A 12,899-nucleotide genomic window follows, 5' to 3' on the forward strand; every position below is an offset into this window, starting at 1 on the left:
CCTTACATATAATCTAATTTTTGCATTCTTTTCTTCATATAGTATGGCCAAAATTTCCAGCTAATCCAGATAAGTATAATCGCGACAATTATAGTTGGTAAGCATTGTGTTTGTGCTAACTTAATTGTCCAAGCAACAATCCCATATCCTAAAAAATTATAAAAGAATAAACTGACTCCAAATCCAATTAAACCAGTAACAATCATATAAAAGGAAATTATTTTTGGGGATACATAATCCCCTACATCACTGGCAGGCATGATCATTCCAAAAGAGAGACCAATGGAAAGCCAAAGAATAAAAAATACGAAATAAGCAGTCAAGCTCATAATTTCACGGATGCCACTATGGAAAAAATAAAGTATTGGAAAAACAGTAATGATAAAGGGCAATAGATAAGCAAGATAAATAATGAGTCTACTTTTAACAACTGAGTCCTTAGGAATTGGTAATTGCGACTGCATAATGAGCGTAGGGGATGCCCAAATTTGCTCTGAAACTTTTTGATATTGAAAATGTTTAGATCGTAACCAAGAAGGTGCGATGCTAAAAGCGAGTATAAAAAAGATATCAAATACAATATAATTTTCCCTAATATATCTACTAAAGCTAGTTAAAAAAAGTAAACTCACCATCGTTAAGATCAACCAACAAAGAAAGATATTAACAGCTGACACTTTCCATTCAAACTTCGCTAACCAAAAGGCCTGTTTCCACATTTTCATTTTAGTCCTCCAACAGTGATGGTGTGTATATCTTTATATACAGTATATGACCAGTGAATATTTCTGTCAATAGGAAAACAGGAAAATAATATATGTTTCAATTTGATTATGTTTGTCCAAGATAGGTAGAGAAGGACAAACGTGAGGAGTTAGATTAATATGCAAACAGGAAAATCACTTTTATTATTAACGATAGTTACAATCACTTTATTTGGTTGTCAAGATAGACCACAAGAGCCCGAAATGAATGAAGAAAGTCAAGAGGAATATGATGCCATCGAGGTTGATAAGGGAGAAAAAGAAACAAGGGAGTCGCTTGAAATTGAATTAATTGATGGAGAAGGAATCCAAGTTGGAATTGCGACATTGACTGAGGAATCCGATGGAGTTCATATTGCCGTGGCTGCACACCATCTTCCAGAAGGAATGCATGGATTTCACATTCATGAGAAAGGAATGTGTGACACCCCTGATTTTGAGTCAGCAGGAGGCCATTTTAATCCAGGCGGAAAAAATCATGGTTTCGATGATCCAGAAGGACCTCATGCTGGAGATATGGTGAATTTGGAAGTACATGCGGATGGAACTGCTGAACAAATTTTCATTAATGACATGGTAACATTAAAAAAAGATGTTCCTCATTCTTTATTTAGTGAAGAGGGTACTACGTTAATGATTCATGCTGATTCAGATGATTATGTTTCACAACCAGCTGGAGACGCAGGAGAAAGAATCGTTTGTGGAGTAATAAGTAAAAAGGAGAAATAACAACTAGATCGAGATGGGAAGAACATATTTTTTGGCAGATATGAAAACCATAAATCCTTTCTTGCTGCTCACTGGCTAAAAGCGCGACGTCCTGTCGCGGGCGCCAGTACTAGCACGTCAATCATTCGTAAGTGTAATGAAGGCATTCGCCGTCAAAGCTTAGTGAATGCCTAGTTTTCTAAAAATCCCATCTCATTTTCAGAAAAATACTATACTTCAAGCTGTAATCTTTCAAAATCAGTTTTTAATCATGTATACTTATCTTTAAGAAAGGAAGATTACATGGAATCTACCGGAATAGAGAAGACCGATAATGAAAAAATTTTTTCTAAAGACTTCGCATTCATTTGGCTTGCGAACTTTTTTGTTTTTCTAGGTTTTCAAATGACCCTTCCAACGATACCGATTTTTGTAAATGAATTAGGTGGAAGTGATCAATTGATTGGTATTATCGTTGGGATTTTTACATTTTCGGCATTACTCTTTCGCCCATATGCTGGTCATGCACTTGAAACGAAAGGTAGAGGGATCGTTTACTTATTTGGACTATCTTTATTTGTTTTATCCATCGGTTCTTTTGGGTTTATTACTAGTATGGCGTTTTTGATTGTTATGCGGATAGTTCAAGGGATCGGATGGGGTTTTTCTACAACGGCATCTGGAACAATTGCGACCGACTTAATTCCACCAAGTCGACGTGGGGAAGGAATGGGGTACTATGGATTATCGGGAAACTTAGCGTTAGCATTTGGTCCGGCTCTTGGCTTGACACTTGCAGGTGTTCTTTCTTTTACGCAATTATTTTTAATTTGTGCTAGTCTCGGATTGATTGCATTTTTGCTTTCATTAAACATCCGTTATAAAAAGGTTGATGAGTCACCCCATAAAACAAAGCCAGCAAGATTCGATGTGCTTGAAAAAACGGCAATCAATCCCTCTATTATATTACTTTTCATAACACTAACCTTTGGAGGTATCGCAACTTTCCTACCATTATTCGCTGCTGAGAAGAACATTGAAGGAATTCAATTTTATTTTATTGCCTATGCAATCTTTTTAATGTTATCAAGGATATTTGCGGGTAAGATTTATGACGCAAAAGGGGATTTATATGTTATCCCACCTGGAACGGTTTTAATTTTTATAGCAATGTTGCTATTAGCTTGGTTACCTAATATGAGCACAATGGTTATTGCTGGTGCTTTATATGGTTTAGGATTTGGCACAGTCCAGCCAGCGTTACAAGCTTGGGCCGTAGATAAAGCAGCGGCAAACCGCAAAGGAATGGCAAATGCTACGTTTTTCTCTTTCTTTGACTTAGGGATTGGGATTGGTGCAATGCTGTTTGGGCAACTTGCATTTTTATACGGTTATCAAATTATTTATCTCGTATCAGCCTTTTCAGTAATAATTTCACTCTCGTATTATATGTTTCTAGTTGTAACAGGACGTAGAAGAGCAAGATCTTAAAGTAAGAAAATTTATTTAAAGGTTAGGTATTAAGCATTGAAAAAAATCAGTCGTAGTCAAATTCAACGTTTATTTCCTCCTCACATCTATGAGCGCGGAGTCATTTATTATAAGGAAAATAGAGTAAATGGACTCAGTTATAATAAGCATGAAAAAGCTTGGTTTGCGGAGGTAGAAGGTTCAGAACTGTATTATGTTGAAGTTGATTTAACTAAACTAAGTGATGGGAAAATTAGAACATATTGTGATTGCCCTGCTTTTAACACGTATCATTCTTGTAAACATCTTGTAGCTGTTATGCTTGGAATAGCTAACCATACGTATGGACGTGAGTGGGAAACACGTGATACACATCAATTTATTGAAGGGATTCTTTCCAACCAACGAATGGGTAATTCAGGACTGATTGTTGGAAAAACGCCAATGATTGTTGAGTATTATTTAAAGTTGGATCAAGCTAATAAAATTTGGCTTGAACTAAAAACAGGGATTGATCATTGTTATGTCATTCGAAATGTAAGAGAGTTTTTAGACCATGTGTTACATGATGAAGAACATTTTTTTACAAAAAAGTTCAGCTTCGACCCAAGAAACCATTATTTTTTAAAACAAGACGAGGATATTCTTCGAGAGTTACAAGATTTTATTGAAACAGGTGACCTATTCACAGATAGGAGCTATGATGTGGGCAATGCCTATGACAGAAGAGAGCTTCTCATTCCACCCATGTCCTTTTCGTCATTACTTGAAAAATTGATTCAACGAAACTTGCTAGTAGAAGTCGGAAATGAATTTTATAAAGAGGTAGAAATTATAAATGATGAAATGCCTGTTAAATTCTCTGTTAACCAAAATAATGATACCGAACAATTACTGTTAAAGCTAAATGGAGTAAAGGGAGTGAAGTATTTTCCAGCTTATAAGACGATATTTTCAGAAGGAAATTTTTATTTTCCATCTGATAGTCAGCTTGGTGTAATGAGACAAATCCGACGATTAGGAATGGACAATCATGAACTTCCCATTTCCTCAGAAAGCGTTGATACATTTTTTTCTGAAGCACTACCTATATTAAAGCAAGCTTCATCAATTGAAGTCGAAGAAAAAGTTACAGAAGAGCTAGTAGAGCATCCACTTCGGGCGACATTATATTTACAGGAAAAAGATCATTTGATTGTAGGGAAGCTAACGTATCATTACGGTAATCAGGAGCTGGATCCATTTGTAAAAAGAAATAATAATAAGGTTATTATTATACGTGACGTAAAAAAAGAGCAACAGATAATGGATTTAATTGAACAATCAAATTTTTATTATAATGGAAAAGAACTTTACCTCAAGATGGACGATGATGAAGAGATCTATGATTTTCTCTATACAATTTTGCCAGAATTAGATCAGCATGTTGAATTATTTTTGACTTCTGACATTCAAAGCTTAATTACGGAGTATGAACCGGTACCAAGCGCTACTGTTAATGTTCAAGGCGATTCTAATTTATTAGAAATTGGATTTGATATAAGTGGTGTCGATGAGGAAGAGATATCTGAGATGTTAAAAGCTGTAATAGAGAAAAAACGTTTTTACCGCTTAAATAGTGGAGCGCTTATTTCCCTTGAAACAGAGGAATACAAAGCGGTAGGAAGAATGTTTGATGATCTACGCATCAATAAAAATGATCTAGAAGATGGTAGTCTGTTGTTACCAGCTTATCGAGGGATGCAAATTGACCAATTAAACAATGCGCAAATAAATTATGAGCCATCTTTTAACCAGTTATTAGAGCGATTAAAGTCACCTGAAGAACAAGTATATGAATTACCAAAAAACTTACATGCCGAATTGAGGCATTATCAAGAAACTGGCTACCAATGGTTTAAGTCTTTAAGTTCTTATCAATTAGGTGGAATATTAGCTGATGATATGGGACTTGGTAAGACGTTACAGACAATTGCTTATTTATTATCAGAACCTAGTGAGAAACCTCATTTGGTAGTTGTGCCTTCTTCTGTGATTTATAACTGGAGGAATGAAATTGGAAAATTTGCTCCAGATTTGAATGTAGCAGTAATTACCGGTTCACCAGAGGAGCGCTTGCAAATAATTGAAGAAGCTAAAGATGTCGATATTTGGATTACCTCGTACGGAACAGTTCGACAAGATATTACATTATACAAAACGTTATCATTTCAAACCCTCATACTCGACGAAGCTCAATATATTAAAAATTATTTCACGAAAACTTCTCGAGCTATCCGTGAAATAAAAGCAGCAAAACGTTTTGCTCTTAGTGGTACACCAATTGAGAATTCTATTGATGAATTATGGGCTATCTTCCAAGTAATTTTACCAGGATTTTTACCAAGTCAAGCAGATTTTAGAAAAATGGAAAGAGAGAAAATTGCTTCCTTAACAAGACCATTTATTCTACGCCGAGTAAAGAAAGATGTATTAAAGGAATTACCTGATAAAATTGAATCTGTGCATATTTCTGAACTTACAAAAGATCAAAAAGAGTTATATGTGGGCTATTTACAACAACTGCAGGCAGAAACATCTGCCTCAATTGCAGGTAATCAATTTCAGAGAAACCGGATGAAGATATTAGCTGGACTTACACGACTTCGTCAACTCTGTTGTCATCCTTCCCTATTTATTGAAAATTACGAAGGGCGTTCAGGTAAGCTCGATGAATTAATGGAGTCGGTTCAGACAATGATTGAAAATGGAAAAAGAATGTTGATTTTTTCTCAGTTTACGTCCATGCACGAATTGATTATTAAGGAGCTAGAGAAATTAGGTATTGATTATTATTATTTACATGGTCAAACGCCTTCCAAAGATCGCGTCGAAATGAGCGAAGCATTTAATACTGGAGAAAAAAGCGTCTTTTTAATTTCGCTACGAGCAGGCGGAACGGGACTGAACTTAACTGGTGCAGATACTGTTATTCTGTATGATTTATGGTGGAATCCAGCTGTTGAGGATCAAGCAGCAGGAAGAGCACACCGGTTTGGTCAGAAAAATGTTGTTCAAGTAATCCGTTTTATTACAGAGGGTACAATTGAAGAAAAAATCTATGAACTTCAGCAGAAGAAGCGGGAATTAATTGATCAGGTGATACAACCAGGTGAAACGATGTTATCAAGTTTATCGGAAGAAGATGTTCGAGAGTTGTTAAGTATATAAGCGAAGGAGCCTGTTTTGGATAGGCTCCTTTATTTGTAGAAAGTATATTTTCTTGACTCGCTCACAGGCTAAAAGTGCGAAGTCCCAGATCTTTTTGGTGGGACGAGCTTTAGCGTAATCCCAAACTTCGCGCTTCTCCACTACGATAAAGAAGACTTGCCGACTGGCTTGTCTAGAGGCTTAGTCGCACTTATACCCTTGCGGTGAAAGCGGGCATCGGTTCACTGACGTTCACCGTGTGTCCTTTATCTCATTGCGAAGCACTCCAGTTTGTACGTTGCTGAACGGGAGCTTGCGCTTTTGTTCGCAGATAAGAAAGTATAAAATTTTCCTACTGCATAAGTGCAACTAAGGCTTTCGCCAGGGCTTGGCGATAAGCCAAGTTTTCTAATGTTGAGGGCATGTTTTCTTTGGCGAATGCCAAATTTTTTAAGGCAGATAAGGTCATCGTGTTATTAATATTTATTCATATATAGCGTGATAAAGCCGTTTTATTGCTTCATCAATCTTTTCCTCAGCAATCGCTGCAAAACCGATGACGAGGATTACTTCTTTTTGCTTTTGAGTTTGATGTTTCAACATAAACCGACGCAACGAGTACACCTCGAGTTTTTCCTTATCAGCGGCTTCTTCAACTTCCTCATACGACTTTTTAGTTTTAAAATGAGCGATAAAATGTAGACCAGCTGGAATATCCTCTATATGAATTGAATGGTTAAAATAGCGTTTTAACGTCTTAATCATCATGTGACGTTTTGTTTCGTAATGATGATTCATTCGCTTAATATGCCGCGCATATGCACCACTGTCAATAAAATAATGTAACGTATATAAGTTTAACGTATTATTATAAGGAATTAAGTGGTTGTAATGTTTGCGGTACTTCCGTAATAACGGTATCGGTAACACCATATAACTTATTCGCAACCCTGTTAACATGGATTTGGAAAATGTCCCCATATAGATAACACGCTGATGACGATCAAGACTTTGCAAAGATGGAATTTGATCTGTTTCATATTTAAATTCACTGTCGTAATCATCCTCAATAATATAGCGATCGGATTGTTGTGTAGCCCAATTTAGTAATTGAAGTCGCCTTGAAATAGGCATAATCTTCCCCATTGGAAATTGATGGGAAGGGGTAACAAGTACCATATCTGCATGAAGGTGAGTCAACTTTTCGATATCGATACTCTTGGAATCTAACGGCACAGGTATAACATGCGCTCCGATTTGGTTTAAATGACGATGAATTCTAGCGTAACCGGGATCTTCTACAGCGATCTGCACGGTCTTAGTCATTTGTTGCATCTGAATCAATTGTTCTATTAAAGGCTGGGTTCCGACACTGATTACAACTTGCTCTGGTTCACAAACAACACCACGTGTTAAATTAATTATTTTAGAAATAGTTTGTCGAACAAGGTAAGGACCTTGTTGATGAGTAATATGAGCAAGCTCGTTACGATGCATTTCAATCGCTTGCTGCTGACTTTTTTCCCAGTCTTTAAAAGGGAATAAGTTCACATTGGTCGCCATATGTGATAAGGAAAGCCAATCGTTTTGTTCAAGGGTACATTCTTTCAGGTCATCGGGGAAAGGAATTTTTGTCGGTTTATCTTTGTCAAAATAACTTATTTTTTCTACATAATATCCACTTCTTTCTTTTGCATAAATGTAACCTTCTGCTATTAGTTGTTCATAAGCAGATGAAATGGTATTAACGCTTACATTTAACTGGGAGGCAAGATCACGTTTTGATGGTAATTGATCATGTTCACTTAACTTTCCGTCTAATATTGATTTCTTAAGATCTGTATATATTTGTCGATATAAATATCCCTTTTGTCGATTTTTATCAATAGTCATAAATAACAATATTCCCACCTCATTTGGTACTATATTTTTATCCGTTTTGATACTTTTCATAATATCAGATGTCTAATATAATATCTATAAATCACTTGGAGAGGAGAATGCTACATGAGTGATAAAACATTGGAATTGCAAAAGAAACGAAAAAAATACATACCTAAAGGAATCTCAAATGGAAATTTAAATATTGCAAAAGAAGCGAGCGGTGCCACAATAATTGATGAAAATGGACGAGAATGGATTGATTTTGCTAGTGCAATCGGGACTTTAAATGTAGGTCATAATCACCCGAAAGTCATTAAAGCCGTAAAAGAACAAGTTGATAGATTCTTACATCCAGGATTTAATGTGATGATGTACGAATCTTATATTGAATTGGCTGAAAAACTATGTACGATTATTCCAGGAAAATTTGAAAAACATGCGGCATTATTTAACTCTGGCGCAGAAGCAGTTGAAAATGCAGTGAAAATGGCACGTAAATATACGAACAGACAAGCAGTCGTATCTTTTACACGAGGTTTTCACGGTCGTACCAATTTAACGATGGGAATGACTAGTAAGGTTAAGCCGTATAAGTTTGGTTTCGGCCCTTTTTCTCCAGAAATTTATCAAGCGCCTTATCCGTATATGTATCATAAGCCTGAAGGAATGTCAGAGGAAGAATATGTTGACCATCTAATAAATGAATTTGAAGATTTTTTCATTTCAACTGTCGCACCTGAAACGGTAGCATGTGTTGTTATGGAGCCAGTTCAAGGAGAAGGTGGATTTATTATACCTCCTAAAAAGTTCGTTCAAGCTGTAAGGAACTTTTGTACAGAACATGGTATTGTTTTTGTTGCAGATGAAATACAGACTGGTTTTGCGCGCACTGGTACACTTTTTGCTATAGAGCAATTTGATATTGATGCAGACCTTATGACTGTTTCGAAGTCTTTAGCGGCTGGATTACCATTAAGTGGTGTCGTTGGTCGTAAAGAAATTTTAGATGCAGCGAACCCTGGTGAGCTTGGCGGGACGTATGCTGGAAGCCCTGTTGCATGTGCTGCTGCTTTAGCAGTTATAGATGTTGTAAAGGAAGAAAACTTAGTAAGTAAGTCGGAGCAAATTGGACATAGAATAGAAGAAAAGTTGAAAGAGCTTTCTAAAAAGCATGTATTTATTGGAGATATACGTCGTTTAGGTTCGATGGTTGCTGTAGAACTTGTTGAAGATAAGGCAACTAAACTGCCAAATAAAAAAGCGGTTGAAACGATAATCTCCTATGCAAATGATAATGGTCTTTTGCTCCTATCAGCTGGAATAAAAGGAAATGTAATTCGCTTTTTAACACCGCTTGTTATTACAGATGAAGAGTTAACGGAAGGATTAAATATTTTAGAGAAGGCTTTTGATCAAGTTTGAATAGTAAATAAGAGTAAAGATTTCTTGAATCAAAAAAATAGATAATTGTAAAACATTTGGAGTAAGTTAGATGAAAAGTCTGTCATAACAAACGTCTTATATACTCTCTTTGCTTACTCCATTTATTTACATTATAGGACCTTGGTGCCCTATAATGTTTCATTTGTATTTGAAATGAATTTTAAAAAGTTGAACAATGCTTATGGGAATCTTTATACGCATAACGAAAGGTTACAGAGTTTTACTGACCGTGGACCGAATTCCAAGAAAAAGTTAGATCTAGAACATAGAAAGAAAAAGCAATGGCACTTGAAAATGCACATTTACAAACAAAAAAATAATTAACTCCTCTTTAAAACATGGTGGTAGCAATGTTTAAGGGGAGTTTTTGTTTTTTTGACTTTGAATTCGGGAAATTATTAAGCATATAAGTGCGTGTTCAAAAGGAGGATAAAAAGGACCAAGAAGTTCGAGGCGGCGCAGTTCCCGTCAGTGGAATGTATGCATTTAGATACAATAATACAGGATCGTTATACTATATTAGAAAGTGTACAATTTTGTTCCTTTATTTCTGAAAGGATAATTATTATTAATATCGCCGAATTAATGTATATCCGCTGAATCATCGCTGAAACCCATCAAATTAACCCCAGTACTCACTGAATCAAACTTTTCTTTTTTATCCATAGAAAAAAGGGAAAATATATTAAAAAAATTCAAATAAAAAAGTTCACAAATTAGACACAAACTCTTGCCTTTATGGAAAAAATATATTAGAATATTAGTACAATTCAGTAAAGGGGCGTTGCTACATGAAAATCGTTGCAAGTGGATTTGTTAAATTACTTGTATCTTACTTAGCAGTCGTGTTCGTAATAATGTTTTTGCCCGTTTTTTTAATAACGACAGATTTTTCCGCTTTTGATAGCATAATGAATTATCTGTTTAACAATAAATCTAACTAAGTTGATTTGCAAATGTACGAAGAGCACTTGATTTTTAGTGCTCTATTTTATTTGAGAAATTTCTTTTTTAGCAGATAAGAAAGTATAAAACTTTCCTACTGCATAAGTGCAACTAAGGCTTTCGCCAAGGCTTGGCGATAAGCCAAGTTTTCTAAAAGTCCATATCAACATACTTTAGCGCATGAATGGAAAATTCAATCATAAATCGATGCGGAGGATTCATGAAGTCATTTCCAATTAAAGATTCTATTCTTTTTAATCGATGATATAGTGTTTGTCTTACGATATGTAATTCTTCAGCGGTCTCATTTTTAGCACCTTGATTGTTAAGATACACTTGCAATGTTTTGATAAGCTCCGTTCCTTTTTCATTATCGTATCGAAGTAATGGGGCTATATAGTCTAGGATTATTTCTTTTATGTCATCTTTATTGTCTAAAAGATCAATAAGACGGTAAAAAGCTAGGTTTTCATAAAAAGGACTTTTCATTAATTCAATATTTTGTTGGTAATTTAATGTCGATAACGCTGTTTGGTAACTCTTACCTAACTGCTCATAATTAGAAATTACCTTTCCAAGGCTGATCCACTGTAATTCGCTCTGTATAAGCGGGTCATTGTTTTTTTCATATACGTTATGAAGTACTTGTTCAAGTCGTGTTGTTAGATTGTTTGACTGTTGATTGATTAATAGAAGAATGAAAATATTATCTCTGTATTGATCTCTCACAGTTAACAGTTGAAATCCATGTTCAAGTAAAATAGGTCGCAGAAGCATAATGAGTGCGGTCTCAGAACTATTTGTACCTATATCTTTTCTCAGGAGTGAATTTTGGATTGGTTTGACTCCAATAATCGCTTCTTTTATAAGGATTCCAGGAGTCTCTTGATGAATTTTTGAAATGATTTCTTCATGAGTTAATGTTCCGGCAATAGCTTCAAGAATCCATTCATTCTTTTTCAAATGATTTTCCTCTTTTTGTTGATGATGTTTCCAGAAGTATTGACCAAGGATTTCACCACATCTTTTTAGACCTAGTTCTTCAAATTGAGTGATGTCCCTTTTATGTTTCAACATGTATAGCGTTGCAACATTGTTCCCAAATAAATTAATCGGATATTCTTTATATTTTTTGTTTTCGTTTAATTCATGCTTATTGATCATTTGATACAATCGCTTTTTAGAGGGAGCAGGAAAGAATCGATATTGCTCATTATATTTCAGTGCGATTGTTTGTTCCGTTTCTTTATGTAAAATCCTTAAAAAGTCTCCTACATTTCCATTTGAGGTTAGTTCTTTATTTAACTGATTATATAGATTTTCTAATCTCCACCATATATCTTCATGGTAGCCAAGTAATAATTCATGTAAGTCTTTAGTAATATCAATAAATCTGACCTCTTCTGTGAAGGCAATAATCGGGAAATCATGCTGGTCAGCTAAATCTAGCATTTTTTGAGGAAGTTCTTTTGTGGTAAATATTAATTCAACACAAAGCGCTGATACGTTGTAATCTAATAATTGCTGTAAATAGGATAAACTTTTTTCTTCATCGTGTGCCCAGCCGATTCCAGTAGACAGAATGACTTCCTTGCCATTCAGTAAATGTCCGAATCTAGCAATTTCAACAATATGAGCCCATTCTACCTTACGATCTAATCCGTTTTTTCCAGACAAAATTTTCACTTTTTCGAAAAATGGTCTTTTAAGAATATTCCTGACCAATAAAGGCATCATGTCCCCTCCTACACATATATTATTCAAAATGTTAATGAAAGCGGTATCTAAATTTAACATATTGTCTAATGTGTTACCAATTAATTGAATGTATTATATATTCTAACTATATATTAAAGGTATTATAGCTTTATAAGTTGAATAAAGATAGTATAGTTAAAAACTTCTTAAGAGCATCTAGCCTACATATGAATCGATCGCCTTCAGCATAATTTATAGTCCTATAACGAGATTGTGGCGACTATGAAATCATCCAATCCGTCTTTTTTACACAATAATACAACATAAAATTTTAAAAAACAATAACAGATGAAGGAGAAGAATAGGTTTACTATTAGAGGATGTTCAAAAAGTCCGGTAAAAATGACATTGTGAATTTTTTCGTTGGCTTGTTTCTCCGCTCCTTGAAAAAGGAAGCACTTTTTCTGCGTGCTAGAAGCGATTCCTTGGAAAAGAAGATCACTTTTCCTGCGTGCCAGATCTTTTGCTTATGTATCTAAATCATCCATTCCGCTGACGGGAGCTGCGCCGCCTCGAACTTTTTGGTCCTTTTTCTCCTCCTTTTTGAATTCGCACTATAAGTTTTGTAATATAACTCGTCGTGTCTAAATAATTTGTTTCGTCTGTAAGAGCGTGAAACAATCCCGTGATTAGTAGTTAAAATTTTAGGAGGTGAAAATTCACAAAGTAGTTGTTAGTCATTAAGTAAGGGGATTTATTTTGGAACAAGTTGTAGCGGGCAGTTAGAACTTAAATATT

General features: G+C 35.1%; 7 protein-coding genes. 4 read left to right on the top strand and 3 right to left on the bottom strand.

All coding sequences use genetic code 11. The annotated features are described in order from the left end of the window. Positions 1 to 2: 2 nt before the first annotated feature. A complete protein-coding gene (locus SPD89_RS02435) occupies positions 3 to 725 on the bottom strand; it encodes a hypothetical protein (RefSeq protein ID WP_336260365.1) in 723 nt (240 codons plus the stop codon). Between the two features lie 159 nt (positions 726 to 884). On the opposite strand from SPD89_RS02435, the gene SPD89_RS02440 reads away from it, so the two are divergent. The 3 genes from SPD89_RS02440 to SPD89_RS02450 all read left to right on the top strand — a co-directional run bounded on the left by SPD89_RS02440 (position 885) and on the right by SPD89_RS02450 (position 6,152). Next, on the top strand, positions 885 to 1,493 hold the full coding sequence (locus SPD89_RS02440) for a superoxide dismutase family protein (RefSeq protein ID WP_336260366.1): 609 nt from the start codon (positions 885 to 887) through the stop codon (positions 1,491 to 1,493). A 282-nt stretch (positions 1,494 to 1,775) separates the two neighbouring features. After that, the gene (locus SPD89_RS02445; RefSeq protein WP_336260367.1) at positions 1,776 to 2,963 is read left to right on the top strand and encodes an MFS transporter; all 1,188 of its coding nucleotides are present in this window, start codon (positions 1,776 to 1,778) and stop codon (positions 2,961 to 2,963) included. A gap of 36 nt (positions 2,964 to 2,999) precedes the next feature. After that, positions 3,000 to 6,152: a DEAD/DEAH box helicase gene (locus tag SPD89_RS02450; RefSeq protein WP_336260368.1), complete on the top strand. Its 3,153-nt coding sequence runs from the start codon at positions 3,000 to 3,002 to the stop codon at positions 6,150 to 6,152. Positions 6,153 to 6,614: 462 nt separating this feature from the next. Here SPD89_RS02450 and gabR read toward each other — a convergent pair whose 3' ends face one another. Continuing rightward, complete coding sequence (gene gabR, locus SPD89_RS02455; protein ID WP_336260369.1) at positions 6,615 to 8,024, bottom strand: MocR-like transcriptional regulator GabR; 1,410 nt, start codon at positions 8,022 to 8,024, stop codon at positions 6,615 to 6,617. A gap of 114 nt (positions 8,025 to 8,138) precedes the next feature. On the opposite strand from gabR, the gene gabT reads away from it, so the two are divergent. Beyond that, positions 8,139 to 9,437: a 4-aminobutyrate--2-oxoglutarate transaminase gene (gene gabT / locus SPD89_RS02460; protein ID WP_336260370.1), complete on the top strand. Its 1,299-nt coding sequence runs from the start codon at positions 8,139 to 8,141 to the stop codon at positions 9,435 to 9,437. 1,116 nt (positions 9,438 to 10,553) lie between these two features. Here the strand turns inward: gabT and SPD89_RS02465 are convergent. Continuing rightward, positions 10,554 to 12,137: a PucR family transcriptional regulator gene (locus tag SPD89_RS02465; protein ID WP_336260371.1), complete on the bottom strand. Its 1,584-nt coding sequence runs from the start codon at positions 12,135 to 12,137 to the stop codon at positions 10,554 to 10,556. Positions 12,138 to 12,899: the final 762 nt, after the last annotated feature.

This window comes from Pseudogracilibacillus sp. SO30301A (assembly GCF_037072025.1).
GTDB lineage: Bacteria > Bacillota > Bacilli > Bacillales > Amphibacillaceae > Pseudogracilibacillus.

Bases quoted from the DNA above. Each gene is read 5' to 3' on its own strand.
- gabR (WP_336260369.1), bottom strand. From the start codon at position 8,024: ATGACTATTGATAAAAATCGACAAAAGGGATATTTATATCGACAAATA.
- SPD89_RS02440 (WP_336260366.1), top strand. From the start codon at position 885: ATGCAAACAGGAAAATCACTTTTATTATTAACGATAGTTACAATCACT.
- SPD89_RS02465 (WP_336260371.1), bottom strand. From the start codon at position 12,137: ATGCCTTTATTGGTCAGGAATATTCTTAAAAGACCATTTTTCGAAAAA.
- SPD89_RS02445 (WP_336260367.1), top strand. From the start codon at position 1,776: ATGGAATCTACCGGAATAGAGAAGACCGATAATGAAAAAATTTTTTCT.
- SPD89_RS02435 (WP_336260365.1), bottom strand. From the start codon at position 725: ATGAAAATGTGGAAACAGGCCTTTTGGTTAGCGAAGTTTGAATGGAAA.
- gabT (WP_336260370.1), top strand. From the start codon at position 8,139: ATGAGTGATAAAACATTGGAATTGCAAAAGAAACGAAAAAAATACATA.